Here is a 25770-nt window from a genome sequence, read left to right as displayed (position 1 = left end):
TCGAAAGAGGATCCAATGCTAGATAACGACACATTGATTGTCGAACGCCAGGAAGGCGTCGCCGAGATCATCCTGAACCGGCCAGACCAGCGCAACGCGCTTAACGCGGCGATGTGCGATGAGTTGCGTGCCGCCGCCGTCGCGCTGCGCGACGACGTTGCTATCCACTGCGTGATCGTGCGCGCGAATGGCCCCGTGTTTTGCGCGGGCGCCGACCTGAAGGAACGAAAGGGCATGACGATCGACGATGTGCGCGCGCGGCGCCTCAAGGCATTCGCCGCCTACGACGCCGTCGAGAAGATCGGAAAGCCCTGTATCGCGCTCGTCGAAGGCCCGGCGGTCGGCTCGGGTGGCGAGATCGCGATGGCGTGCGACTTCATCGTCGCCACGGACAACGCGAGCTTTCGCACGCCTGAGGCGCTGTGGGGCACGGTCGGCGCAACGCAGCGCCTACCGCGCATCGTCGGCAAGCGGCTCGCGAAGGATATGGCCTACACCGGACGAACGCTCTCAGTGCAAGAAGCTCATCAGGCAGGACTCGTGTCGCGCATCGTTCCTGCTAGCGAGGCACTCGATTCAGTACGCCAAATGGCGCGCGACATCGCCGCCGCCCCTCCCCTTGCAATGCGTCTGACACGCGACTGTATCGACCGCGGCGTGGAGACCGACCCGGCGGGCGCGCTCGCCATCGAGATGCTCGCTATCGACACGCTGCTGCAAACCTCGGACTGGAAGCAATCGATTTCGAACTTCGGACAAGATAAGGACAACGGCCATGTATGAAGAATACGCCGAGCGGTTTGGCCTCAACGGACCGGTCAACCTGCCCTCGATTCTATCCACCCGTGCGGCTGCCACGCCAGACGCGGAAGCGCTCGTCATCGATGGCGTGCGCATCGACTACCGCACGCTGCACGAGCGCGTGCAAACCGCTGCTGCACGCATGGTCGCCGCAGGCGTCGAACCGGGCGAGCATGTCGGCATCCTCATGGGCAACTCCGTCGATTGGGTAGTGCTGTTCTACGCAGCGGCTTCCATCGGGGCAGTGACGGTGCCTGTCAACACGCGCTTCAAACTTGACGAGTTGAACTACTGTCTGAAACAGGGCGAGGTGCGCGTGCTGTTTTATGTCGACACGTTCCTCAGTATCGACTACTCCCAGTTGCTGCGTGATGTCGAGCCTGCCTTCGACACGACGCTGCCAGGTGAGGTGTTGCCGCTTCTGCGCCGGGCGGTGGTGGTTGGGGGCACGGAGCGGGCCGTCCCCGCGGGCGTCGAACGTTTTGATTCCTTGCCTGACTCGCCCGAGCTTCGCGCCGAAGCCGCCGCGCGCGCGCAGCGCGTCACGCCCGAAGACATTTTACTGATTCAATACACCTCGGGTACGACCTCATTTCCGAAGGGCGTACTGCTTAGGCACCGCAACATGCTGATGAACGCGGCGGCCTGTGCGCAACGCATGGGCGTGCGGGCGGACGACCGCTACTTCAGCGTGCGGCCGTTTTTTCACGTCGCCGGCACGACCTTGTCGCTGCTCGTCGCGCTCGTAACCGGCGCATGCCTGCTGTCGGTGCCGTCGTTCGATGTCGCTAACGTGCTTACGATCCTCGACGAGGAGCGATGCACACTAACTTCCGGCAACGACACGATCTTCCTGATGATGATGGGCCACCCAGAATTTAGGCGCGAGCGCATTCACTTACGCGGCGGTTGGGCGGCGGCCGGTCCCGAGATCATGCAGAAAATTCACGACGTGATGGGCGTGAAGTACATGGTTGGCGCCTATGGACAATCCGAGGCGTCGCCGAACGTGGTGCTCAACGACTGGCGCGATCCGCTCGAGATGCGGGTAGCCGGCTGGGCGACGCCGCACCCGGGTATCGAGATCCGCACGGTATCGACGGATTCTGGCGAAGTGCAACCACCCAACATTCCCGGCGAGATCCAGGTGCGCGGCTGGGGCGTGATGAAAGGCTACTTCAACAAGCCAAAAGAAACCGCGCAGGCGTTTAGCGAGGACGGCTGGCTGCGCACCGGTGACCTTGGCGTGATTGATCCTGACGGACGCATGCGCATGCTCGGAAGGCTCAAAGATGTGTTCCGCGTCGGCGGCGAGAACGTTGCGCCCGCCGAAGTCGAGGAGACGCTGATCTCGCATCCCTCAGTGCAGCTCGCGCAAGTGGTCGGCGTGCCCGATGCACGGCTCGGCGAAGTTGCGGCGGCGTTCATCGTGCTTCGCCCGGGAGCCCAGGCGACGACCGAGGAACTCACCGCGTGGTGCAAGAGTCGCTGCGCCAACTTCAAGGTGCCGCGTTATCTGCAGATCGTTCATTCGTTCGATGACATCGGCATGACCGGAAGCTCGAAAGTCCAGAAAAACAAATTGCGCGAGTACGCGATCCGCGAATTCGGACTCGTCTGAACGTCAGCAGGTTGCGCAGCATCGCTGCGCGAGGCAAATCAAAAGGAGGAGACATGACGACCTACGTCTCGGAGGCCGTTGGAATATCGCACCCCAACGCTGCCGTCAGTGAAACGACCTATCGCACCATCAGCCGCCGAATCCTGCCGCTGCTGTTCGTGTGTTACATCATCAACTACATTGACCGCGTGAATATTGGCATCGCGCAAATCCAGTTCAAAGCGGATCTGCATTTTAGCGATCTCGTCTATGGTATCGGCGCGGGGCTGTTCTTCGTCGGCTTTCTATGCTTTGAAGTGCCGAGCAATCTCCTGCTTGCGAAGCTCGGCGCGCGCAAAACGTTACTACGCATCATGGTGATGTGGGGCGCTGTTTCGAGCGCGACCATGTTTGTGCGTACACCGACTGAGTTTTATATCGCACGAATGCTGCTGGGCGTGGCGGAAGCAGGTTTCTTTCCTGGCATCATTCTTTACCTTAGCTACTGGTTCCCAGCGGAGCGGCGCGCACGCGTGACGGCACTTTCGTTTATCGCCATTCCGGTCGCGACGATGATCGGCGCCCCGCTGTCCGGCTGGATCATGCACAGCTTTCACACAGCCTACGGACTTGCCGGCTGGCAATGGATGTTCTTACTCGAAGGTCTGCCCGCGATCCTGCTCGGCATTGTCGTGTATATCCGGCTGGAAGACCGGCCAGAAGACGCGACATGGCTAACCTCAGCCGAGAAAGCCAACCTCGTCGCCGTGCTCGCAGCGGAGCGCCGCGAGCGAGCGGGACATGGTCACGGCGGCATGCTCTCGGCGCTGAGCGACTGGCGCGTCTATGTCGCCGGGCTGGTGTCGTTCTGCGCTTACGTGCTTGCGAGTACCATCGCCTTCTTTGCGCCGATGGTGATACAGGCTAGCGGCGTGCAAGATGCCTTTTCCGTGGGCTTGTTTGCCGCGATCCCCGCTATCGCCGGCATTGTGGTGATGATTTGCGTCAGCCGCCACTCGGATCGGGTCCGGGAGCGACGCTGGCATGCGGCCCTGCCCCTAATGCTTGCCGCATTCAGTCTGATCGCGCTGCCCTTCGCCCGCGGCGACCTGACACTCGCCATCGTACTGCTCGCAGTGGCGACGGCCGGCCATCTGTCGAGCTTGTCGGTGTTCTGGACCATCCCGTCGAGCTACCTTCCTCCGAAAAGTGCGGCAGCAGGAATTGCACTCGTGAGCAGCATCGGCTCGCTTGGCGGTCTGGCGGGGCCTAGCATGATCGGTTACGTCAAGTCCGTGTCCGGCAGTCTGACATTCGGTATCCAGCTCGCCGGCTGCGTGATTCTCGTGGGCGGCATTGTTCTGCTTGTCGGTATTCCAGCGCGACTCCTTGCCAACAGCAAAGCATCGTAACCACGTCCTTACGGTGCGCAACTAACGCATCTAACGGGAAACTCAACAGTGCATTGAACATCGGAATAGATCCGATACGTGCGTCTTGGCGCTCGCGCGCATCAAACCAGGTGAACCAATGATGATTCAAACCCGACTGACTCGGATGCTGAACATCCGATATCCGATCATCCAGGCTGGAATGAGCTGGGCATCGTCCAATGCGGCGCTGCCCGCCGCTGTAAGCAACGCTGGCGGGCTCGGCGTGATCGCCGCAGGGCCCATGTATCTCAATGCATTTCGCGACGCTGTGCGCGAAGTCAAGGCCGCTACCAAGGGCGGCGTATTCGGTGTGAATTTGCCGCTCTATCGCCCGCAGGCCGAGCTTTTTCTTGATGTGATCGAAGAAGAGCGCGTACCGGTCGTGTTCGCTTCACAAGGCGGTCCAAAGGCGCACCTCGAGCGCTTTCACCGCATCGGCACGCATTGGATTCACGTCGTCTCAACGCTCGAACACGCGCGAAAGGCAGCCAGTGCGGGCGTCGATGCCCTCGTCGTCGTGGGCGCTGAGGCCGGCGGCCATCCGCCCGCTAACGGCGTGAGCACGCTGATCGCCGTGCGACGTGCCGTGCAGGAGTTTTCGGTGCCAATCGTCGCGGGCGGCGGTGTCGCCGATGGATATGGCGTAGCCGCGCTGCTCGCACTCGGCGCGGATGCGGTGCAGCTCGGCACGCGCTTCATCGCGACACGTGAATCGGGCGTTCACGAAAACTACAAGCGCGCGGTGCTCGACACCGAGATCGACGGCACCGTGCTCGTCGGCGTGCGCAAGCTGCCCGTGCGGATGACGAAAAACCGCTTCGCAGGCGATGTGCTGCACGCCGACAAGCACGAGCCCGATGATGCAGCCTATGAGACGCTCTTTGGAAGCAGCACACTGAGGCAAGCCGCGCTCGATGGAGATACGGAGCGCGGCAAGGTTGAACTGGGTCAATCCGCGGGGCTAATCAACGACCTTCCTGGTGCCGCCGAAGTGATTGATCGCCTCGTCGAAGAGTACCGGCAGGCAGTAGCGCGGTTGATCGGCTGACTAAACGCAGGGCGGCGAATCGCCGCTCCACGTTGATTAGCTGATGACAGTCGTCGGCGACGACCGGATTGTAATCTTACGTTCGCATACCTAACGAAAATAACGGAGATTTTAGATATGAAGAAAGCATGCCTCATGGCTGTCTTAGTCGCCTGCACACCGGCAGCTCATGCACAAAGCAGCGTCACGCTTTATGGGCTGATCGACACGGCCTTATCGTGGCAGACGAATCAGGTCGCGTCGACCGCCGCAAACGGTCGCGCAACGTCCAGCGGCAGTTCTGTAGCGCTCGGCCCCGGTTTTTTCAACGGATCTCGCTGGGGCCTGCTTGGCTCTGAAGACCTGGGCGGTGGTACGACCGCGATTTTCCGCATCGAAGCCGGCTTCAACCCGACGACGGGCGTTTCATTGCAGGGCAACCGGGAGTTCGGACGCCAGGCGTATGTCGGCCTGAAAGGCGCATACGGTCAGTTGACGCTCGGGCGCCAGTACAGCGTTCCGTTCGATACGCTGCTGCCCTACGACACGATCGGTTGGGGAAACTCGGCCGCGAGTGACGTATGGGTCCAGCTGCTCGCGGGCTCCCGGCTTGACAATACCGCCAAGTACACGCTCAACATCGATCAGTGGAAGTTCTCGGCGGCGTATTCGTTCGGCGGGCAGGCGGGTAGCATCTCACACGGATCGACTTATGCGGCTGGTCTAAATTATCAGGGAAGCGTGTTCGGCGCCGGACTGACCGCGCAGCAGGCGAAAGATTTTGCTGGGAACAAACAATCGAACCTGGGCGCGGGTGCGTTGATTAACGTGGGGCCCGTTACTCTGCATGGCTATTATCTTTACACGCGACGCGACGGTGCTTTTACACCCACGACCGGCCAGGACTTCTCACCAACCTACGGTGGCTACGCGGCGCTATACACGAATCCGGGCAACACGAACATCGGCGCTAGCAGCGCAGCACGTACCGACAACGTCTTCCAGCTTGGCGCGACGTGGCAAACGACACCCTCTGTCCAGATTAAGGCCGCAGCGATTTACGATCTCGGCAGACATGTCAATGCAAATGGCGAAAGTGGCAACAAACTCTCGACCTTTCTGACCGGCGACTATTTCCTGTCAAAGCGAACTGACGTCTACCTGGCGGGCGCTTTTAGCAAGGTGAGCGCATCGTTCAATGGTCCCTATGCATCGGAAAACGACAGTGCCTCTGTGACACTGGGTCTGCGCCATCGCTTCTGAGCATTCTGTACTTCGTCAAGTTGCTAGTTGCCGGCCTCCAAGGAGAGATGCACCGGGTTTTGGAAAGGCCGGTGAGTGAAAATATCGGTGCGTGAGTCGATCGTAATGGCCAGCGAACAGGAACCAGAAAACGACGAAGCGAAACCGACGGACACACTCACCGGCGTTCAAGGCAACGGTGGCACTCACGGCGCTCGAGGGCGACGAGACGCTGGCAGCGTTCGTCCAGCAATTTGCTACCCATCCGAATCGGATGGCGGACTTCACGAAGCAGCTTCAAGAGCGGCTTGCCGATGTGTTCGAAGCGGCCAACGCGGGGCCGGTTGCACTGCCAGTCGACGTGAAGGTGCTGGGCAGTCGATGCGCGGCGGCGCTTCACTTGCGCTCGACATTCGGCGACGACAGCGGAATCACACTTACTCTAAGGAGCCGCTCCTGCGATGCGTTACTTATGTGAATTTGGTATGAGTTCTATCCGACTGGTGATCTTTATCGATTACTAGTTGAAAGGTAAATTGCTCCTTGTGATTTTCAGGCCGAGGGCAAAGCATGCAACAGCGCACCTTCCGTGGATTAAGGTCCACCATCAGGGCATCCATCGTTTGTTTCGCTCTGAGCAGCTGCGCTGTCGTGAGTGCCGCCGATCGGGGCCCGTTGGTCGTCGAGGAGCAAGGGAGCTTCGCAGCCGGCGGCACGGTTACGACGGCGCCGGGAGCATTCGACCCACATGCGCCGTTGGAACCTGCGGGTCAGAGCTACCACGGCGATCATGCCTACGCCTTCTACCAAATCCCCGTGAATGCTCGGAAGTATCCGATCGTCATGTGGCACGGTGCCGGGCAGTTCTCGAAAACTTGGGAAACCACGGCCGATGGCCGTGAAGGGTTTCAGACCATCTTCCTGCGCCGCAGGTTTGGTGTATATCTGGTCGATCAACCGCGTCGTGGCGATGCCGGTCGCGGCATGGTCGGGACGACCATCAAGCCGACGCCCGACGAGCAGCTCTGGTTCAATCAGTTCCGCATCGGTCTATGGCCGAACTGCTTTGCGCATGTCCAGTTCTCGTGCGATTCGGATACGTTGAATCAGTTCTATCGTGCCATGACGCCGAACACCGGCCCTTTCGACATGAATGTCGTCTCGGACGGTGTCGCGTCCGTCTTCAAAAAGATCGGCCCCGGTATTCTGTTCACGCATTCGCAAGGCGGCGGCCCCGGTTGGCTCACTGCTATCAAGAACGCGAACGTCAAGGCAATCGGTGGCGTTCGAGCCGGGCAGCAGTTTTGTCTTCCCGGCAAGCGGAGTACCTCCCGCGATACCGAGTGCGTTCGATACGGTCGAGGGTACGGCGGTTCCTCTGACCCAGTTCTTGGCGCTGACAAGGATTCCCATCTTGGTCATTTACGGCGACAACATTCCCGATCATCCAGTCGACCTGCCCGCTCAGGATAGTTGGCGCGCGCGGCTACAGATGGCGCGGATGTGGCGGGACACCGTCAATAAACATGGCGGCGATGTGACCTTGGTGCACTTGCCGGACATCGGCATCCGGGGCAACACTCATTTCGTATTCTCCGATCTGAACAACGTCCAGATCGCGGATCTGGTGTCGAAGTTCCTTGCGGAGAAGCATCTGGATTGACACGCCCGCGCGCGAACCCGGGACGAGCCGGCCCTCTGGCGAAGTCTCGCGAGCCCATCATTCGTAAAATAAAGGTATTCAAATGAGCGTTGAATTCGTCAACAAAACTCGGCGCGAGTTCCTCGGGGTGTCTGCGCTCGCTTTCTCATGTGCACTTATAGGAGTGCCAGCGATGACCACTACCGCCGTCGCGGCCGACTACAGAAAGAATCCGTTCACGCTGGTGTATGCCGGCGCGATTACGAAGAACGAACCGGGCAAGGTCAATATCCACCCGGTCAACTACAATCTCAACGGCCTGGGCATTGTCGCGAACGTCTATACCCCGCCCAACTACGATCCGAAGAAGATGTATGCCGCGATCGTGGTGGCCCACCCTAATGGCGGGGTGAAGGAACAAACCGCCGGCCTGCATGCCCAGCGTCTAGCCGAACAGGGCTACGTCACGATTGCCGCCGATGCGGCCTACCAGGGTGGCAGCGGTGGCGAGCCGCGCAGCGTGGACAAGCCGCAGTTCCGCACCGAGGACATCCACGGCATGGCGGACTTCATCACCCTATATCCGGGCGTCGATCCCGAACGCCTGGGTCTGCTCGGCATCTGCGGCGGAGGCGGGTATTCCTTGAATGCCGCGAAATCCGACAAGCGCTTCAAGGCGGTGGCGACGCTGAGCATGTTTAACTCCGGTCGCGTTCGCCGCAACGGCTTCGCGGATTCGCAGTTAAACACGATCCAGCAGCGCCTCAAGCAGGCCGCGGACGCGCGCGCGCAGGAACTGGCCGGCGGAAACATCCTCTACTCGGGCGACGCTGACATGACCGACGCGCAGATCGCCGCACTGCCGTTCGAAATGTATCGGCAGGGCTACGAATACTACTGGCGCACCCACGCGCACCCCAACTCGACATTCAGGTACACCACGAGCAGCCTGCTCGACCTGATGCGCTGGGACGCCACCGACCAGATCGAACTGATCGACCAGCCCCTGCTGATGATTGCCGGTAGCAAGGCCGACAGCCTTTACATGAGCGAGGAAGCCTTCACCAAGGCCACCGGCACGAAGGACAAGGAACTGTTCAGGATCGACGGCGCCACGCACATCGAGACCTACTGGGTTCCCAAGTACGTGGACGCCACCTTCGGCAAGCTGACGCCGTTCTACGCGAGAACCTTGTGATTTCGCCTGCCGCGCGTCGGTTCGCCCTACCGCTGCTAACTGGAGGAGTTGATGACGAAGCGCCCTAGTAACCTGAACTCTGCGATGGTCCTGCCGCCCGCGACCGTGCTGGTCGTCGGCGCCACCGGCAGCATCGGCCGCCTGGTGGTTGCCGAGGCCCTTCGGCTGGGATATGCGGTTCGGGCGTTGATCCGTGACGAAGCAAAGGCTCGTCGGGTTCTGCCGCCGGAGACGCAATTGATCGTCGGCGAGGTCACGTCTCAGGACGGCCTGACCAGCGCGGTCGAAGCCGTTGATGCCGTTGTCTTTACGCTGGGCGCAGGCAGCATGCGTGGCGAGCTTGCCGAGGCGGTCGACTATGGCGGCGTACGCAACGTTCTGATGGCTCTCGGCCATCACAAGCCCCGGATCGCGCTCATGACAGCCATTGGCGTGACCAAGCGCGAGGATCCCCACTTAGGTCCGCTTGGAGCTCACGACTGGAAACGACGGTCCGAACGGTTGGTGCGCGCCAGCGGTTGCGTCTACACGATCGTCAGGCCCGGCTGGTTCGACTACAACGAACATGATCAGCAACGACTCGTGTTACTGCAAGGCGATACCCGCTGGGCCAGCGACTCCAGCGACGGGGTGGTCTCGCGCCAGCAGGTCGCCGACGTGCTCGTGCACAGCCTGTCAACGTCTGCTGCTGCGTTCAAGACCGTTGAGCTGGTAGCGGAGCGTGGTCATGCACCCCAGGACTTTAACGCCCTGTTTGCGCCGGTGATCGCCGATCCATCTGGCGCCGTCGACGCTGTGCTGGACATTGACAACATGCCGCTCGAAAAGGAGCCCACACGGATTCGAGGGCAACTTGCCGCGATGCGCGTCGCAGGGCACTAAAACCTTTTACTCCGACGGCCCCCAACATGCGTTTCATGTTCCTGGATTTGAACAATGGAAACGGCGTGCTAATACGAAGGAACATCATGAAACTGTTCACAGGAGCTATGGTGCTGTCGGCTGCAATTCTGGCTCAAGGCGTAATTACCCCCGTTAATGCTCAGCAAAGGGTACCTTCAATGTCTGAGAAGTCCGCGGCAACCGGTAGTCAGGAAACAACGCGGGCCCAGCAGTTGATGGGCGACATCGACCCCAAGCTCGCAGAGCTCACCGACAAGGTGCTCTTCGGGGACGTCTGGGAGCGCAAGCAACTTTCCAAACGCGACCGCAGCCTGGTCACCGTCGCGGCGCTCATCGCGCTTAATCGCCCCGAACAGCTTCGTTCGCATATGGCGCTGGCCTTGCAGAACGGCGTGACCCAAGAGGAACTGATCGAGACGATCACGCAACTCGCCTTTTATTCGGGCTGGCCTAATGCCGTTTCCGCGGTTCCGGTCGCGAGAGAAGTGTTCAGGGCAGCGGACGCCGCGGGTAGCCAACCCGATCGGGCAGCGCAAAAGCCTGAGCAGCAGAAATGAAGTGCGCCATTGTCGTAGCCTCGCTCTCACTCTTGCTGAGCGTGCCCGCCGCGTGGGCTCAGGAGAATCGCATGATCACGGTCATGCACGCAGGGTCTCAACCTTCCACTCAAGGTACTGCCGATCATTTCACCGGCTCTGTTCGCGTGGACTCGCGATTCCAGGGGGAGGCACCGGCGCGCATCGGTGGTGCGACGGTGACGTTCGAGGCGGGCGCCCGTACGGCTTGGCACACACATCCGCTGGGACAGACGCTGATTGTCACTTCCGGAATGGGGCTGATTCAACAATGGGGCGATCCAATTCAGGTTATCAAGCCTGGCGATGTAGTGTGGATTCCTCCACGGGTCAAGCACTGGCATGGTGCCACCCCTACTACAAGCATGACGCACATTGCCATAGCCGAAGCACTTGACGGGAAGTCGGTCGACTGGATGGAGCTGGTAAATGATGCCCAATATCGGGCAAGTCAGCCGAGGTAACGCAAGGCGTCACGCAACACCGTGAAGGCCGGTGAACTTTGGCGCCGGCTTGGATAGTACAGGTGATATCCCGGGATCGGCGGACACCAGTCCGAGAGCACGCGTATCAATACGCCATCCTTGAGATGCGCCTTCACCAGATCCTCGGGCATGTAGGTCAAGCCCAGACCCCTAAGGGCGGCATCCAGGCGCATGGCAATGTTGTTGAAGACGAGTTGGCCTTCGACGCGCACCTTCAGTTCTTCCCCTTTCTTCTCGAACTCCCAGGGGAAGATGCCACCGTAGGTCGGCAGGCGGATGGCAATGCAGTTGTGCCGGATGAGATCGCGCGGGGTTCTGGGGCGCGGATGCCGCGCGAAGTAGTCCGGAGAACCCACCACGGCCATCCGCACGTCGGGCCCGATGCGCACCGCGATCATATCCCTGGCGACCTGTTCTCCTAGCCGGACGCCGGCGTCGTAGCCCTCGGCCACGATATCGGTCAGGCCGTAGTCGACGATAACCTCGACCTGGATGTCGGGATGATCCGGCAGGATTTTCGCAAGCGCGGGCTGCAGGATCGTGACCGCCGGATGTTCGCCTGCCGTGATGCGCAACCTGCCCGCAGGCTTGTCCCGGAATTGGCTGAGCAGCGCCAGTTCGGTGTCGATTTCTTCGAACCGGGGTGCAACCACGCGCAGCAGATGCTCTCCCGCCTCCGTGGCCGAGACGCTACGGGTGGTCCGAGCAAGGAGCCGGATGCCCAGCCGTTCTTCCAATTGGCGCATGGCCCGGCTCAGCGCTGGCTGCGACATGCCGAGCTTGGCCGCCGCACGGGTGAAGCTGCGCTCCCGAGCGACGACCGAAAAAATCGCGAGTTGCTCGTAGCCCTCGATCGACATTTATCCGTTCCTGTTATAAACCCTTTCCGATTATGCCATCTAGTGTCGTCAATCGTTCGGGTCTACAGTTGCCTTTACTGGAGGGCATCATGAAGACACCAACTCGGCAATAGTCAACTCGAAGTGTCCGCCATTGAGCTCGGCTGTCAGGTTTAGTTATGGCACCCCGAGGAAGTAAACCTGCCCACATCGTTGTGACCTGATGAAATTCCACCATCCCGTGCGACCGACGAGCCCAAACACTATTCTTGGCGTCGTGCTGATCGCCTATCTGATGATCCTGCTGGACCTGTCCATCGTCTACACCGGCATGCCGGAAATAGGCAAGACAATGAACATGAGTCCGGTGATGCAGACATGGGTGCAAAACGCCTACCTACTTTGCTTCGGGGGATTTCTTCTGCTGTCCGCCCGGCTTGGTGACACCTTCGGTCGCCGCAGGATTTTGCAGGTGGGCGTCGTCCTGTTCACGGTGGCTTCTCTGATGATCGGCATCGCCCAATCGCCCTACGAACTGATCGCGGCGCGAGCGGTCCAGGGGTTTGGTGCATCGATCCTCGCGCCGAGTGTGCTTGCCATCATTTCGACCACTTTTGCCGAAGGCACCGAGCGCACCCGGGCGCTGGCCTGGTATTCGATCGTCGCTGGGGCTGGTGCGAGCCTTGGCTTGGTGCTAGGTGGCATTTTCGCCGGCCTGCTGTCCTGGCGTATCGGCTTCCTCGTGAACATCCCGATTGGTATCGGACTCCTGTTCGCCGTCGCGCGCTACATACCCGACAACGTACCTACCGTGGGCAAGTTCGACGTGACTGGGGCCATCGCCTCGACCGTGGGCGTGGGGCTGTTGGTGTATGGCCTGGTCAACGCCGCCGGAGCGGGATGGCTGAACCGGGTCACGCTGGCAACGCTGGCGCTCTCGGTTGTGGTCCTCGGCTTTTTCCTTTGGCATGAGGGTCGGGTCGACGTACCGGTCCTTCCGTTGCGTCTGCTGCGAAGCCGCGAGCGTTCCGCCGCCTACCTGGCACGCATGCTTTACGTTGGCTCGATCGTTTCGTTCTTCTTCTTTGGCACGCAATACATGCAGCGGGTGCTGGGCTACTCGGCGCTGCAGGCCGGGCTAGGCTTCCTGCCCATGACGTTGGTCCAGTTCGTCGCCGCAACGACTGTTCCCCGGGTCACGCGTATGTTCGGCGGGGTATCGATGCTCATGGGGTCTTTGCTGGTTATCAGCGTCGGACTGCTCTGGCTGGCAACCGCGGGCGCGCAGGCCTCTGTCTGGCAACTCGCGCTGCCAATGGTCCTGATCGGCATCGGCAATGGCGGCGCCATGGCTCCGCTGACCACCTCTGGTGTGCGCGGCGTGGAAGCCGGCGACCAGGGGGCAGCCTCGGGGCTCGTCAACGTTGCACACCAACTGGGCGGCTCCATCGGCCTCAGCATTTTGATCGTGGTATTTGCCGCCAGTGCCGACCCTCAGCTGACCAGCGCGGTGGAAATGAGCAATCAGGTAAGCGCGGTGTTCGTCGCAGCCGCCATGATGAACGTGTTGGCTCTCGTGTTGACCGCGGTCTTCATTCTGCCGGCTAACCGCAAAAGCGTAGATCCACATAGTGCGGAGGTTGTTACGGGGCCAGCGAAATGAGACCCAATCGTTCCTCCTCCTGTCCCAACGTTATCACCGGCCAGAAGGCAGCCGTTCCTCCAGTTGCCGCGTCGCCCGTGCACGGACCCGGCTGGAACATGCCGAGCCTGGCCGCCGCACGGGTAAAGCTGCGCTCTCGATGCGACGACCGAAAAGACCGCGAGTTCCTCGTAGCCCGATCGACATTTATCCGCTCCGCTTATAAACCCTTTCCGATTGTGCCATCTAGTGTCGTCAATCGTTTGGGTCTAAAGTTGCCTATTGGAGGACATCATGAAGACACGCAAACTCGGCAATAGCCAGCTCGAAGTATCCGCCGTCGGCCTCGGCTGCATGGGCTTGAGTCATGGCTACGGCCCGGCCACGGACACCCGGCAGGCCGTGTCGCTGATCCGCGCTGCGGCGGACCGCGGCGTGACCTTCTTCGATACCGCCGAGGTCTACGGCCCCTATCTCAACGAGGAAGTAGTCGGCGAGGCGCTCGCCCCGGTGCGCGACCAAGTAGTCATCGCCACTAAGTTCGGCTTCACCTTCGGCGGCGATAACAAGCAGCAGATTCTTAACAGCCGGCCAGAGCCCATTCGTTGGGCTGTCGAAGGCTCCCTCAAGCGCCTGCGTACGGACGTGATCGATCTGCTGTATCAGCACCGCGTCGACCCCGCGGTGCCGATCGAGGATGTGGCCGGTACGGTCAGGGATCTGATCGCCGAAGGCAAGGTCAAGCATTTCGGACTGTCCGAAGCGGGCGCGCAAACCATCCGCCGTGCACACGCGGTACAGCCGGTGACGGCCCTGCAGAGCGAATATTCGATGTGGTGGCGCGAGCCCGAGACGGAAATCATGCCGACGCTCGAAGAGCTTGGCATTGGATTCGTGCCGTTCAGCCCACTGGGCAAGGGCTTCCTGACAGGAGCTATCAAGCAAGGCGCGACCTTCGGCAGCGATGATTTCCGCAGCAAGGTGCCGCGATTTTCGCAGGAAGCGCTGCAAGCAAACCAGACGCTGGTGGACCTGCTCGGCCAGATTGCCGCGGACAAGGGCGTGACGCCTGCGCAGATCGCGCTTGCATGGCTGCTGGCGCAAAAACCCTGGATCGTGCCGATCCCCGGTACTACCAAACTGCACCGGCTCGAAGAGAACCTCGGCGCCACATCGGTGGAACTGTCCAGTGACGACATGCGCACGCTCGCCAACGTTCTGGAGCAGGTCGAGATTCAGGGCGACCGCTACCCTGCCGAGTTGCAGGCGCGCGTGGGACGGTAGGTCAGCAGGAGGCACGATGTCATCGCCTGCGGACCGATTTCGCCGAACGCTCATGACAGCACTAGCAACGCTTCCCCTCACTGGCATCGCAGCAACGTCAGGCTCGGGCGGCGAGCTGAGACAAGTCGGGTCGCGAACCCTTGTGGTCTATTTTTCCCGCTCTGGCAACACGCGAGTGGTAGCTGGCCTGATCCAACGCTCGCTCCACACCGATTTGTTCGAAGTCCGGCCGGCAGCCCCTTATCCCGAGGATTATCTGGCGACGGTCGAAGAGGCGAAGCAAGAGCGCGACAGTGGTCGTGAGCGCGCGCTGGAGGCCAAGTTGCCCAACATGAGGGACTACGACACGGTGTTCCTGGGCTTCCCTATCTGGGGAGAGACCACGCCGCCAGTCATTCGGGCCTTTCTGTCATCGCACGATCTGTCTGGCAAGACGCTGATCCCCTTCGTCACCCACGGGGGCTATGGACCGGGGAACAGTCAGTCGGTACTCGCCAGCCATGCGCCGCAGACAAAGCTGCGCAGTCCATTCGTGATGGAGGCGGATCAGGAACGGAGGACGATGAATTTCGTCAACGAGTGGCTCAACGAAACCGGCCTCACCAAGGTATCCGACACGTCCTGAGCACACCTCATGCCGCCATCAACTCAATACAAAGGATCAACCATGCAAGACGTGACACTAAACAACGGAATCAAGATGCCGATACTCGGCTATGGCGTCTTCCAGATCGCCGACGAGGCGGAATGCGAACGCTGCGTCGTGGACGCGGTGCAGGCAGGTTATCGCCTCATCGATACTGCCGCGTCCTACAAGAATGAGGAAGCGACCGGGCGTGGTCTCAAGCGTTGCGGCGTACCCCGCGACCAGCTTTTCGTCACCAGCAAATTGTGGGTAGAAGACGCTGGCTACGAACGAGCTCAGATAGCCATCGACAAGTCGCTCAAGCGTATGGGATTGGACTATCTCGACCTGTTCCTGATCCATCAACCGTTTTCGGACGTGCACGGCGCGTGGCGCGCGATGGAGGAAGCGTATCGCGCTGGCAAACTGCGTGCGATTGGACTCAGCAACTTTCAGCCGGATCGCCTCATGGACATCGCGGCGTTCAACGAGGTGACACCGGCCGTCAATCAGATCGAGGTCAATCCTTTTCATCAGCAGCCGGAAAGCGTCGATTTTATGAGCGGACTCGGCGTACAGCCAGAGGCTTGGGCGCCCTTCGCCGAAGGACGGAACAACCTCTTCGAGAACGAGCTGTTGGTGGCGATCGCGCAGCGCCACGGCAAGACGGTCGGCCAGGTCGTGCTGCGATGGCTGGTTCAGCGGAGTATCGTTACCCTTGCAAAGTCAGTGAGAAAAGAGCGGATGCTGGAAAATCTGGCCGTCTTCGACTTCGAGCTGTCCGATGAGGACGTGCAGGCAATCGCATCGCTGGAGACCGGGACAAGCAGCTTTTTCTCACATCGCGATCCGAAAATAGTGAAATGGATGAGCGAACGAAAGCTCGGCCTTTGACCCGCCATTCCGTCCCGCGGGCGTCACATAATGCCGTCCCAAGCCTAAACCGAAAGGATCAAAACGTTGTCCAAACAAGCTCAGATCATCGTCCGCAACGGCGCGAAGCCGTCCATCAAGGGCCCTGAGAACTGGTTCACTGGCTCGGTCCGTATCGACAGCCTCTTCCAGGCGGAAGAACCGGCTCGCCTCGGCGGCGGCATCGTGACGTTCGAACCGGGCGCACGCACCAACTGGCATACGCACCCGCTCGGGCAGACCTTGGTCGTACTCAATGGCGTCGGCTGGACCCAATGCGAAGGCGGCCCGCGAACGGAGATTCGGCCCGGCGACATCGTCTCGTGTTCGTGCGGCAAGCGGCACTGGCACGGAGCCGCTGCGGCCACGGCAATGTCGCATCTCGCGCTTACTGAATTGCTCGATGGCAAGAATGTCGAATGGATGGAGCCGGTGACCGACGAGCAATATCTGGCTGGACCGCTGGTCACCGATTAATCGATATCCACTGAGAGCAATTACGACGCCCCCGCACGATCGATATAAATCCTGTATCTACCTGTGCAGCGAAGACGCTTCGGTGTGAAGCTTTCACATTACTGAGTTGGTACGGCTCGATTTGCCGCCCGGGAGCCGTCATGCTGCTGTCAGCAAACGACTACAGAAAGGCCCGAACCGATGGAAGACTTTGTCGACTTGAAACTCTCACGACGCGCCGTATTGAAGCTGAGTGCGGCTTCAGCCACCACACTGCTTTCTCCCGGCGCCGGTGCACAGGAAAGCACGAGCGCGCGAAGCGAATCGGAAGTTCGTGCACCCGTGCTAACCGCGCTATCGATAGAAGTGAACGGCAAGCTCGAGCATCTCGAAGTCGATACCCGTACGACGCTCCTCGACCTTCTGCGCGAGCATCTGCAATTCACCGGCACGAAGAAAGGCTGCGACCATGGTCAATGCGGCGCGTGCACGGTCATCGTCAACGGACGACGCATCAATTCCTGTCTAACGCTTGCGGTCATGCAACAGGGCGCGTCGGTCACGACAATCGAAGGACTCGGCACGCCAGCGAATCTGCATCCGATGCAGGCCGCATTTGTGAAACACGACGGTTACCAGTGCGGATATTGCACGCCCGGCCAGATCTGCTCGGCCGTCGCTGTGCTCGACGAAATTAAACAAGGCGTCCCGAGCCACGTCACCGCCGATCTGACGGTGCATCCTCGCGCCACGCCCGCCGAATTGCGCGAGCGCATGAGCGGCAACATCTGCCGCTGCGGAGCGTATTCGAACATTGCTGTCGCGATTGCCGAAGTGGCCGGGAGCCGCGCATGAACGCCTTTTCCTTCGAGCGCGCCACGTCGCCCGCGCAAGCCGCCGCGGCCGCGCTACGCACCCCGGGCGCGAAGTTCATCGCGGGCGGCACCAATCTGCTCGATCTGATGAAGCTCGACATCGAGTCGCCGACGCATCTCATCGATGTCAACGGACTCGGTCTCGACAAGATTGACACGTTGCCCGACGGCGCACTGCGCATCGGCGCACTTGTGCGCAACACCGACCTCGCAGCGGACGCGCGCGTGCGGCGCGACTACGGCGTGCTCTCTCGCGCGCTCGTCGCGGGCGCGTCGGGACAACTGCGCAACATGGCGACGACCGCGGGCAACTTGCTGCAACGCACGCGCTGCCCCTACTTCTACGATACGAATCAGGCTTGCAACAAGCGTGTGCCGGGCAGCGGCTGCTCGGCCATCGGCGGCATCAGCCGGCAGCATGCCGTGATCGGCGTGAGCGACGCCTGCATCGCTACGCATCCGAGCGACATGGCCGTCGCGATGCGCGCGCTCGATGCTTCGGTCGCGACCGTGCGCGCCGAGGGCACATCGCGCGTCATTCCGATTGCAGATTTTCATCGCCTGCCGGGCAACACACCGCAGGTAGAAACCGCATTGGAACGTGGCGAACTGATCACGTCAGTCACGTTGCCCAAGCCTATGGGCGGCGTGCAGATCTATCGCAAGGTGCGCGACCGTGCGTCGTATGCGTTCGCGCTTGTGTCGGTGGCCGCCATCGTCCAGCCGGATGGCAGCGGACGCGTGGCGATGGGCGGCGTCGCGCACAAGCCGTGGCGCGTAGGAGCCGCCGAAAGCGCCCTCCCCATGGGCGCGAAGGCCGTCGCCGATCGCCTCTTCGCAGACGCACAGCCTACCGACCAGAACGCATTCAAGCTCGCGCTCGCTGAGCGGACGCTCGGCGCGGTACTCGCACAAGCGAAGGGACAAGCATGAAGTTCGATACCCCGGCAACGACCAATCCCGTCGATCAACTGAAGATCGTCGGGCAGCCCGTCGATCGCGTCGAAGGTCCGGGCAAGACGACGGGCACCGCGCCCTACGCGTACGAATGGCATCGTTCGATCCCGAATCAGGCTTACGGCTATGTGATCGGATCGGCTATCGCCAAGGGCCGTATCCACTCAATCCGTGTCTCCGATGCGCTGCGTGCGCCCGGCGTCATCACCGTCGTTACGGCGGACACGGTGAGCGAACTCGGCAAGGGCAAATACAACACGGCACGGCTGCTCGCGGGGCCGACGGTGCAGCACTATCATCAGGCGGTGGCGCTGGTGGTGGCCGAAACCTTTGAGCAGGCGCGTGCGGCGGCGCGCCTCGTGCATGTGCGCTATGTAAGCGAGAGCGGTCATTTCGATCTGGAAAGCGCACGCGCGACAGCGACGTCGCCCAAAACCGGTGTGCCCAGCTCCAGCGTCGGCGACTTCGAAGGTGCGTTTGCCGCGGCGCCCGTCCGTCTCGATGCGACCTACACGACGCCGGATCAGGCGCACGCGATGATGGAGCCGCATGCGTCCATGGCCATGTGGCAAGGCGATGAGCTGACGCTCTGGACATCCAACCAGATGATCGACTGGAGCCGAAGCGATGTCGCATCGACCTTGGACATGCCGAAGGATAAGGTTCGTCTCATCTCGCCGTATATCGGCGGTGGCTTCGGCGGAAAGCTGTTCGTGCGCGCCGATGCCATTCTCGCCGCGCTCGGCGCGCGCGCCGCACGCAGACCCGTTAAGGTCGCGCTCACGCGACCCCTAATGTTCAACAACACGACGCATCGGCCGGCGACCATTCAGCGCATTCGCATCGGCGCGACGTCTGACGGCAAAATCGACGCCATCGGACACGAAAGCTGGTCGGGCGATCTGGCGGGCGGCAAGCCCGAAAACGCGGTCCAGCAAACGCGCCTTTTGTATGCGGGCGCAAATCGCATGACGGCGCTGCGACTCGCCGTGCTCGACCTGCCCGAAGGCAACGCGATGCGCGCGCCGGGCGAAGCGCCGGGGCTGATGGCGCTGGAAATCGCAATGGACGAGATGGCCGAGAAACTCGGCATCGATCCGGTGCAATTGCGCATCATCAACGACACGCAGGTCGATCCAGAGAAACCGCAGCGCCCGTTCTCGGAGCGCCGGCTCGTGCAATGTCTTGGCACGGGCGCGGACAAGTTCGGCTGGTCGGCGCGCAACGCGCGTCCCGGTACGATGCGCGACGGACAATGGCTCGTCGGCATGGGCGTCGCGGCGGCGTTCCGCAACAATCAGGTCACGAAGTCCGGCGCGCGCGTGCGCGTGGACCGCGCGGGCATGGTCACCGTCGAGACGGACATGACGGATATCGGCACCGGCAGCTATACGATCATCGCGCAGACCGCAGCCGAAATGATGGGCGTGCCGCTCGAGCGCGTCCTGGTTAAGCTCGGCGATTCGAGTTTCCCAGTCTCCTCAGGGTCCGGCGGCCAATGGGGCGCAAACTGTTCGACCTCGGGCGTCTACGCGGCGTGCGTCAAGGCGCGCGAGGCGCTCACGCGCAACGCGGGGTTCGATCCGGCGAGCGCGCGCTTCGAGAACGGCGCCGTCCGCTCCGGTGAGCGAGTGGTATCGCTCGGCGACGCAGCGGGCGATGCGGGCATCGTCGTGGAAGACTTCGTCGAATTCGGCGACCTGACAACGAAGTATCAGCAGTCGACGTTCGGTGCGCACTTCGTCGAAGTGGGCGTCGACGCCGCCACGTGCGAGGTCCGCATACGCCGCATGCTCGCCGTGTGCGCAGCTGGCCGGATTCTGAATCCTAAATCGGCCCGCAGTCAGGTGATCGGCGCGATGACGATGGGCGTCGGTGCGGCGCTCATGGAGGAACTTGCGGTGGACAAGCGCATCGGCTATTTCGTCAATCACGATCTCGCCGGCTACGAGGTGCCCGTGCACGCGGACATCCCCAGCCAGGACGTGATCTTCCTCGATGAGACCGATCCGGTGTCATCGCCCATGAAAGCGAAAGGCGTCGGCGAACTCGGACTGTGCGGCGTGGCAGCGGCGATCGCAAACGCGATCTACAACGCTACCGGCGTGCGTGTGCGCGATTATCCAATTACGCTCGATAAGCTGATCGCGCATATGCCTAAGGCAGTCTGACTACGCGTTAAAACAACACAGTAGGAACACCATGTCCCCCTATGAATTGCTTCTTGCTGCCGTTGTTGGAGATTTTCACTCGAGAAGCAGGATCGCAGACGGACGACTGGCCACTTCCCCCCAGTTGGAGTGCCGGTAGCTGGCGCGCAATCTGGCACCCCGTCCGGCCGACGCATCGTCGACCGAAGTACGGAACGCCATGCTCGTCTGTATTGATTAATACGTCACCGGCTGCCAATCTCATCCCATACCTCAGTGCGGCGCTCGGGTGCGGCCGGCAGCACTTATTCTTGAACCCTCGCCGCTGAGTCCGCGCGCCAATCATGCCGCGCCTAGGCGAGTCGCGGGCCGCCTTGGCGATCGCGTCGACGGGCAAGGCGATGTTCGCTGGCGGAGACGAATCCGGCGCGACGATATTGAAGGCCTCACCGATGTCCGAACCATGGCCTTGCAGCCCACGTTAAAGGTCCTGTTCGCAGCAAACTGGAAAAGGAAAGAACGCCCTATGAGCAAGACCATCATTGAGAAGCTTGCGGAATTCGCAGTGCACACGCAGATCGACGGCCTGCCTGCAAACGTGATAGAAGAATGTAAGCGAGACGTACTCGACTCTATAGGCTGTGCACTGGCTGGGGTGGACCACCCGAAGGGACGCATGGGCGTGGAGGTCGGGCGTCGGCTGGGCGGCACCGCCGGCAGCGCAACCATCATAGGCGCGAGGGAGAAATCCACGCCGCACGGCGCGGCTTTTGCCAACGGCGAGTTGATCAACGCCCTGGACGCCGACTCCGTCTTGCTGCCCGGCCATGTAAGCCCCTATGTTCTGCCCGGTGCCTTCGCCGCCGCCGAAACGCAGCGGCGCTCTGGCAAGGACTTGATCGCCGCCGTCGCCGTGTCGCATGAGATGTCCTATCGCCTGGGTGCGGCGATGAGCGGATACCGCGATACTAAGGACGGCAAGTCAGCGAATGCTTCGGTGGTAGGGTATAGCAGTACCGTGTTCGGCGCGACCGCGTCGGCCGCAAAGCTCAAGGGGCTTGGGGCCCAGCAGCTGGCCAACGCGCTCGGAATTGCCGCCGCTACGGCGCCGGTCAACTCGCAGCGAGCCTGGTTCATGCACGCGCCCACGGCGACCATCAAATATCAGATGGCCGGCGCATTGACTAATGCGGCCTTGACGGCGGCGGACATGGGTGATGTGGGCCACCGTGGCGACTTGCTTATGCTCGATGACGAAGAGTGCGGGTATCCGCGCTTCGTTGGCACCGCGCGCTGGTCACCCGACCTCCTAACCGCTGGCCTTGGCGAAGATTGGCGCTTTCCAACTTTCCAAATGTTCAAGCCATACCCGCACTGCCGCGTGATGCACGCGCCGCTGGATCTGCTTATCGGCCTTGTGACACAACACGACATCAAGGTGCAGGAGATCGAGAGCATCACTTCGTACGGCGAGGGCTGGGCCTACGAGCTGCCCTGCTTCACGAGCCGCGAAATCCTTGAGCAACATGATGCGCAGTTCTGCTTTGCGCACGGCCTGGCCGTGGCCGCACATCGTATTACGCCGGGCCGGCAGTGGCAGGAACCTGCGCTGGTCTTTGACCCCTCAGTCATGGCCTTGATGCAAAAGGTAAAGCTGGAGACGCACCCGGCCTATTTCCAGTCCATCTCAGCAGACATCACGAGCCGACCATCGCGCGTCGAGATTCGGGCCCGCGGCGAAGTCTTCGCCGGTGAAAAGCAGTTTCCCAAAGGCATGCTCTCAGTCGACCCACAGACCTATATGACGACGGAGGAACTAGTGGGAAAATTCCGCACCTTCGTTGACGGCATCCTCCCGTCTGCGACCATGGACCAGGTCGTGGATAGCGTTCTGCACCTGGAGCAAGTCGAAGACTTCGGAGCCGTCATGAGCCTCCTCGGACGACACTGAAACAGACACCGAATTCCATGTGCAGAAGAGCCGTTAGTTTGGCGACGAACTCTGTACTTGTTTCCAGAGTTGGAATGCATCTACATAGCAGTAAGCCATCAGCGTCGTGATCACCCCCGACAGCAACATACTGTCCCCTCGTTTGCGACGTCGATGCCGTCCGAGCCGCTTTTCTTGGACTTTGTTGCCGGCAGCCGCTTCGCCTACCCCGGCGTCGCCGGCGCGCACCCGGTGCACGACACTATCAAGCGGCGGCGGCACCTGAACTTCTTTCAGCACGAACGCTATCCCGAGGTCCGGGTGCCGCGCGCTTGCCGGACGGCGCGGTGCGGTTGGCAAAACCCAACTGGATGGGCAAGCTGGATGGCTTTACGCTGCTGTTTGAAGCGCTCGTGCTGACGCTGTGCCGGGAAATGACATTTGCCGCGGTAGCCCGTCTGGTGAACCTGTCGTGGTATCGTGTGAAGGTCATCTGTGATCGTTACGTGGACCTGGCCGCGTCCGCGACTGACTTGTCCGAAGTCACCGCGTGGCCATTGACGAAACTTCGTGCCGACGTGGCCACGACTATGTCTCGCTGGTCGCCGACATGGACGGCAGGCGCGTGGTCTTCGTCACGCCGGGCATCGATCAGCATCGACATGTCGCCCGCCTTCATCAGGGGCGTGGACAAGCATCTGCCCGATGCGCGCGCCACGTTCGACAAATTTCATGTGGTGGCGCACGCGTCCAAAGCGCTCGATTGTGTGCGCCGCGAACAGCAGAAGACCGATCCCGCACTGAAGGGCATGCGCTGGTCGTTGCTCAAGGATGTTGAGGAGCTCAACCTCGCGCAACTGACCGATCTCGAGGCGCTGATTAGCCAGTACACCACGAACCGCACCGCCCGTTCCTGCATGTACCGCGAGAAGCTGCGCGAGATTCCCGATCGCAAGAAGATCCATGTGCTCACTAAAAATGCTGCGCCGGTAGTGCACCGGCGTCATGCGTTCCAAGGTCGAACCTATGAAGGACGTCGCACGCATGATCCGTCGTCATTTCGACAGCATCGTCGCCTGGGCCCAGACGCGCCAGACCAACGGCTTCATTGACTCCATCAACGGCCTGTTTCAAGCTGCCAAGCGCAAGGCCCGGGCATACGCCAGCTTCGAAACCACGCGAACCGTGCTGTTCCTCATCGCCGGAAAGCTCGACTTCTCGGCCTTCACCCCCATGCCTCGTAAGCCGCATTACCCACTCCAACTTGGAATAGCCGCTTTTTTGAGCTGCCTCTACTAAGACGAAACCCAAAACGACGTTATAGCCAAAAGGACTGCTAATCGCCGATCTTTCCCGATCGTACCGGGAGCGCTCGACGCCCGTTGCTACGGCCTATCGCTTTGGAACAATCGTTAGGCGATTCACCGTAATCGATTTTAGATGGATCCGTCGGGCGTGAGAAAGGTAACCCGACGCGGCCTAGTTCCTTTGTCGACTATGCCGTCGAAGTACGGAACATCTCGAAACAGTCCTTTGCGACATTATCAACTTCGCTGTCAAATGAACGCACAACATAAAAGACGGAGACGACTCATGTTTTTTAACGACGCTAAATCATCTCCCGATTGGCTATTCGATACAAGATAGCCAGCACCGCGTCGGCATCTACTTAGGCGTGGCCTGAATCGCAAAATATCGACGTTGCTCTTCATCGTTCTAGCGCGGCTTCCGGGCAAGAGGTCCGCTGGCTCCCGACTCCGACTGAGAGCGGTCGACTCACTCTATGCCGTGAGTCGCATAGTCAGCGACTCCGCGGGATGGCTGTGGATAGCGATCTGGAATCGCTTCTAGTGTTCAGGACATGCGTTAGTTTCTATTCATTGTGCGGAGCCTCGGAATGGCCCGCCGCAATGTCATCTTGCTTTCGTTCCGTTTGCAATTTACGAAATCTACACAACCACTGATCGGAGATTCTCAAATGAGAAAGTCGTTTGCGCTATGGGCACTCCTTGGGGCTGCTAGCGGGTTCGCATATGGCCAAAACAGCGTCACGCTCTATGGCATCATCGATGAGGGCCTAAACTACAATAGCAACGCCGGCGGCGAGAGACTTTACAATCTGACAAGCGGTGTGCTTCAAGGTAGTCGCTGGGGACTGCGCGGGAAGGAAGATCTGGGTGGAGGACTCGGGGCGCTCTTTGTTTTGGAAAATGGATTCGATGTGAATACCGGAAGACTCGGTCAGGGCGGGTTGGAATTTGGCAGGCAGGCATATGTCGGTTTGTCCAGTGCATATGGGACCGCTACTTTCGGTCGGCAATACGACTCGGTCGTCGATTATGTCGGGCCGCTCGAAGCGGGCGACCAGTGGGGCGGCTATATTGTCGCCCACCCTTCGGACAACGATAACTTCAACAATACCTACCGCACTAATAATGCGATCAAGTACACCAGCCCCAATCTCGCTGGCGTTACGTTCGGTGGTGTCTATGCATTGGGCGGAGTACCGGGCAGCGTGGGACGCAATCAGATCTGGTCTCTCGGCGCCGGTTATACAAACGGGCCGTTTGTCGCCGGCGTCGGCTATCTCAATGTTCGAAATCCCAATACGTCGTTCTATGGCGCCGGTGGAACCGTTGCGCCGGTAACAGGTGGCGTGCCCGGCTCGAATATTGGCGCGTCTCCTGTCGTGTCAGGCTACGCTTCCGCGCGGTCGCTGCAGGTAATCGGAACCGGCGCCGCATACACATTTGGGCCCGCGACGATCGGCGCTACCTACTCGAACACCCAATTCAGAAACCTCGGCGACACGAGCTCTGGGCCAGTTCCCGCAGGCGGAATCAGCGGGACCGCGACATTCAATAACATTGAACTCAACTTTAGGTACCAGATCACGCCCGCCCTTCTTGCAGGTGCGGCATACGTCTACACGAAGAACAATGGCGCTGACGGTTCAGGCGGCGCGAAGTACAACCAAGGTTCTGTGGGCGCCGATTACTTCCTGTCAAAACGCACGGATGTCTACCTGATTGCAACTTATCAGAAGGCGAGCGGAAATGATTCCACCGGAAGAGAGGCGGTCGCTTCGATCAACCAGTTGACCCCTTCGACCTCGAATCACCAGACCGCCGTTCGAGTCGCCATCCGCCACAAGTTCTGACGGACTGACGCGCAGGCTTTCGATCGTCGATGCG

Annotated in this window: 23 protein-coding genes and 3 pseudogenes; 24 read left to right on the top strand and 2 right to left on the bottom strand. The window is 60.7% G+C overall.

The features are described 5' to 3' along the window. The first annotated feature begins 15 nt into the window (after window positions 1-15). The 11 genes and pseudogenes from QCE48_RS16835 to QCE48_RS16780 all read left to right on the top strand — a co-directional run bounded on the left by QCE48_RS16835 (window position 16) and on the right by QCE48_RS16780 (window position 10885). Window positions 16-783, top strand: a complete 768-nt coding sequence (locus QCE48_RS16835) for an enoyl-CoA hydratase/isomerase family protein (protein WP_309788599.1) — start codon at window positions 16-18, stop codon at window positions 781-783. Further along, entirely contained in the window at window positions 776-2422 is a 1647-nt protein-coding gene (locus QCE48_RS16830; protein WP_309788598.1) for an AMP-binding protein, read from the top strand. The genes QCE48_RS16835 and QCE48_RS16830 overlap by 8 nt, the downstream gene beginning before the upstream one ends. Before the next feature lie 53 nt (window positions 2423-2475). After that, a complete protein-coding gene (locus QCE48_RS16825; RefSeq protein WP_309788597.1) occupies window positions 2476-3813 on the top strand; it encodes an MFS transporter in 1338 nt (445 codons plus the stop codon). An 85-nt stretch (window positions 3814-3898) separates the two neighbouring features. Beyond that, window positions 3899-4882, top strand: coding sequence for a nitronate monooxygenase (locus QCE48_RS16820; protein WP_309788596.1), 984 nt, complete (start codon window positions 3899-3901; stop codon window positions 4880-4882). A gap of 117 nt (window positions 4883-4999) precedes the next feature. Then, complete coding sequence (locus tag QCE48_RS16815; protein WP_309788595.1) at window positions 5000-6124, top strand: porin; 1125 nt, start codon at window positions 5000-5002, stop codon at window positions 6122-6124. Between the two features lie 178 nt (window positions 6125-6302). Then, window positions 6303-6581: a hypothetical protein gene (locus QCE48_RS16810; RefSeq protein ID WP_309788990.1), complete on the top strand. Its 279-nt coding sequence runs from the start codon at window positions 6303-6305 to the stop codon at window positions 6579-6581. A 92-nt stretch (window positions 6582-6673) separates the two neighbouring features. Then, window positions 6674-7766 (top strand): annotated as a pseudogene (locus QCE48_RS16805) (alpha/beta hydrolase). A gap of 172 nt (window positions 7767-7938) precedes the next feature. Then, window positions 7939-8943 carry an alpha/beta hydrolase gene (locus QCE48_RS16795; RefSeq protein WP_309788592.1) on the top strand — a complete coding sequence of 335 codons (1005 nt, stop codon included), beginning with the start codon at window positions 7939-7941 and terminating at the stop codon, window positions 8941-8943. A gap of 51 nt (window positions 8944-8994) precedes the next feature. Then, window positions 8995-9825, top strand: coding sequence for an SDR family oxidoreductase (locus QCE48_RS16790; protein WP_309788591.1), 831 nt, complete (start codon window positions 8995-8997; stop codon window positions 9823-9825). A 26-nt stretch (window positions 9826-9851) separates the two neighbouring features. After that, a complete protein-coding gene (locus tag QCE48_RS16785) occupies window positions 9852-10403 on the top strand; it encodes a carboxymuconolactone decarboxylase family protein (protein ID WP_309788590.1) in 552 nt (183 codons plus the stop codon). Window positions 10404-10474: 71 nt separating this feature from the next. Further along, on the top strand, window positions 10475-10885 hold the full coding sequence (locus QCE48_RS16780; RefSeq protein WP_309788589.1) for a cupin domain-containing protein: 411 nt from the start codon (window positions 10475-10477) through the stop codon (window positions 10883-10885). Here the strand turns inward: QCE48_RS16780 and QCE48_RS16775 are convergent. Beyond that, a complete protein-coding gene (locus QCE48_RS16775; RefSeq protein ID WP_309788588.1) occupies window positions 10873-11766 on the bottom strand; it encodes a LysR family transcriptional regulator in 894 nt (297 codons plus the stop codon). The genes QCE48_RS16780 and QCE48_RS16775 overlap by 13 nt on opposite strands. 202 nt (window positions 11767-11968) lie before the next feature. On the opposite strand from QCE48_RS16775, the gene QCE48_RS16770 reads away from it, so the two are divergent. From QCE48_RS16770 to QCE48_RS16730, 9 genes are all read left to right on the top strand, one after another. Further along, window positions 11969-13408 carry an MFS transporter gene (locus QCE48_RS16770; protein ID WP_309788587.1) on the top strand — a complete coding sequence of 480 codons (1440 nt, stop codon included), beginning with the start codon at window positions 11969-11971 and terminating at the stop codon, window positions 13406-13408. 273 nt (window positions 13409-13681) lie between these two features. Beyond that, window positions 13682-14671: an aldo/keto reductase gene (locus tag QCE48_RS16765; protein WP_309788586.1), complete on the top strand. Its 990-nt coding sequence runs from the start codon at window positions 13682-13684 to the stop codon at window positions 14669-14671. A gap of 52 nt (window positions 14672-14723) precedes the next feature. Next, entirely contained in the window at window positions 14724-15296 is a 573-nt protein-coding gene (locus QCE48_RS16760) for a flavodoxin (RefSeq protein ID WP_309788585.1), read from the top strand. 42 nt (window positions 15297-15338) lie between these two features. Next, window positions 15339-16190, top strand: a complete 852-nt coding sequence (locus QCE48_RS16755) for an aldo/keto reductase (RefSeq protein ID WP_309788583.1) — start codon at window positions 15339-15341, stop codon at window positions 16188-16190. Window positions 16191-16256: 66 nt separating this feature from the next. Beyond that, a complete protein-coding gene (locus tag QCE48_RS16750; protein ID WP_309788582.1) occupies window positions 16257-16685 on the top strand; it encodes a cupin domain-containing protein in 429 nt (142 codons plus the stop codon). A gap of 180 nt (window positions 16686-16865) precedes the next feature. Then, complete coding sequence (paoA, locus tag QCE48_RS16745) at window positions 16866-17519, top strand: aldehyde dehydrogenase iron-sulfur subunit PaoA (RefSeq protein WP_309788581.1); 654 nt, start codon at window positions 16866-16868, stop codon at window positions 17517-17519. Further along, a complete protein-coding gene (locus tag QCE48_RS16740) occupies window positions 17516-18472 on the top strand; it encodes a xanthine dehydrogenase family protein subunit M (protein ID WP_309788580.1) in 957 nt (318 codons plus the stop codon). Before paoA ends, QCE48_RS16740 begins: the two co-directional genes overlap by 4 nt. Beyond that, a complete protein-coding gene (paoC, locus tag QCE48_RS16735; protein WP_309788579.1) occupies window positions 18469-20667 on the top strand; it encodes an aldehyde oxidoreductase molybdenum-binding subunit PaoC in 2199 nt (732 codons plus the stop codon). The genes QCE48_RS16740 and paoC overlap by 4 nt, the downstream gene beginning before the upstream one ends. Window positions 20668-21172: 505 nt before the next feature. Then, window positions 21173-22597, top strand: coding sequence for an MmgE/PrpD family protein (locus QCE48_RS16730; RefSeq protein ID WP_309788577.1), 1425 nt, complete (start codon window positions 21173-21175; stop codon window positions 22595-22597). A gap of 33 nt (window positions 22598-22630) precedes the next feature. Here the strand turns inward: QCE48_RS16730 and QCE48_RS16725 are convergent, their stop codons facing one another. Beyond that, window positions 22631-22876 (bottom strand): hypothetical protein, encoded by a 246-nt coding sequence (locus QCE48_RS16725; protein ID WP_309788989.1) that lies wholly within the window; start codon window positions 22874-22876, stop codon window positions 22631-22633. 71 nt (window positions 22877-22947) lie between these two features. Here QCE48_RS16725 and QCE48_RS31925 point away from each other — a divergent pair. The 4 genes and pseudogenes from QCE48_RS31925 to QCE48_RS16715 all read left to right on the top strand — a co-directional run. Continuing rightward, a pseudogene (locus tag QCE48_RS31925) lies at window positions 22948-23025 on the top strand (transposase family protein); the annotation flags it as partial. 161 nt (window positions 23026-23186) lie between these two features. After that, window positions 23187-23688, top strand: a pseudogene (locus QCE48_RS31920) (transposase). After that, window positions 23621-23875 carry a transposase gene (locus tag QCE48_RS31915; protein WP_404983410.1) on the top strand — a complete coding sequence of 85 codons (255 nt, stop codon included), beginning with the start codon at window positions 23621-23623 and terminating at the stop codon, window positions 23873-23875. Before QCE48_RS31920 ends, QCE48_RS31915 begins: the two are co-directional and overlap by 68 nt. Window positions 23876-24554: 679 nt before the next feature. Next, on the top strand, window positions 24555-25736 hold the full coding sequence (locus QCE48_RS16715) for a porin (RefSeq protein WP_309788958.1): 1182 nt from the start codon (window positions 24555-24557) through the stop codon (window positions 25734-25736). Window positions 25737-25770: the final 34 nt, after the last annotated feature.

Source organism: Caballeronia sp. LZ024, assembly GCF_031451455.1.
GTDB classification, from domain to species: Bacteria; Pseudomonadota; Gammaproteobacteria; order Burkholderiales; family Burkholderiaceae; genus Caballeronia; species Caballeronia telluris.
Note: the sequence above shows the minus strand (reverse complement) of the source record. Positions and strands in the feature narration are given on the sequence as shown.

Bases quoted from the DNA above. Each gene is read 5' to 3' on its own strand.
- QCE48_RS16835 (WP_309788599.1), top strand. From the start codon at position 16: ATGCTAGATAACGACACATTGATTGTCGAACGCCAGGAAGGCGTCGCC.
- QCE48_RS16830 (WP_309788598.1), top strand. From the start codon at position 776: ATGTATGAAGAATACGCCGAGCGGTTTGGCCTCAACGGACCGGTCAAC.
- QCE48_RS16825 (WP_309788597.1), top strand. From the start codon at position 2,476: ATGACGACCTACGTCTCGGAGGCCGTTGGAATATCGCACCCCAACGCT.
- QCE48_RS16815 (WP_309788595.1), top strand. From the start codon at position 5,000: ATGAAGAAAGCATGCCTCATGGCTGTCTTAGTCGCCTGCACACCGGCA.
- QCE48_RS16795 (WP_309788592.1), top strand. From the start codon at position 7,939: ATGACCACTACCGCCGTCGCGGCCGACTACAGAAAGAATCCGTTCACG.
- QCE48_RS16790 (WP_309788591.1), top strand. From the start codon at position 8,995: ATGACGAAGCGCCCTAGTAACCTGAACTCTGCGATGGTCCTGCCGCCC.
- QCE48_RS16785 (WP_309788590.1), top strand. From the start codon at position 9,852: ATGCGTTTCATGTTCCTGGATTTGAACAATGGAAACGGCGTGCTAATA.
- QCE48_RS16780 (WP_309788589.1), top strand. From the start codon at position 10,475: ATGATCACGGTCATGCACGCAGGGTCTCAACCTTCCACTCAAGGTACT.
- QCE48_RS16775 (WP_309788588.1), bottom strand. From the start codon at position 11,766: ATGTCGATCGAGGGCTACGAGCAACTCGCGATTTTTTCGGTCGTCGCT.
- QCE48_RS16770 (WP_309788587.1), top strand. From the start codon at position 11,969: ATGAAATTCCACCATCCCGTGCGACCGACGAGCCCAAACACTATTCTT.
- QCE48_RS16765 (WP_309788586.1), top strand. From the start codon at position 13,682: ATGAAGACACGCAAACTCGGCAATAGCCAGCTCGAAGTATCCGCCGTC.
- QCE48_RS16760 (WP_309788585.1), top strand. From the start codon at position 14,724: ATGACAGCACTAGCAACGCTTCCCCTCACTGGCATCGCAGCAACGTCA.
- QCE48_RS16755 (WP_309788583.1), top strand. From the start codon at position 15,339: ATGCAAGACGTGACACTAAACAACGGAATCAAGATGCCGATACTCGGC.
- paoA (WP_309788581.1), top strand. From the start codon at position 16,866: ATGGAAGACTTTGTCGACTTGAAACTCTCACGACGCGCCGTATTGAAG.
- QCE48_RS16740 (WP_309788580.1), top strand. From the start codon at position 17,516: ATGAACGCCTTTTCCTTCGAGCGCGCCACGTCGCCCGCGCAAGCCGCC.
- paoC (WP_309788579.1), top strand. From the start codon at position 18,469: ATGAAGTTCGATACCCCGGCAACGACCAATCCCGTCGATCAACTGAAG.
- QCE48_RS16730 (WP_309788577.1), top strand. From the start codon at position 21,173: ATGAGCAAGACCATCATTGAGAAGCTTGCGGAATTCGCAGTGCACACG.
- QCE48_RS31915 (WP_404983410.1), top strand. From the start codon at position 23,621: ATGATCCGTCGTCATTTCGACAGCATCGTCGCCTGGGCCCAGACGCGC.
- QCE48_RS16715 (WP_309788958.1), top strand. From the start codon at position 24,555: ATGAGAAAGTCGTTTGCGCTATGGGCACTCCTTGGGGCTGCTAGCGGG.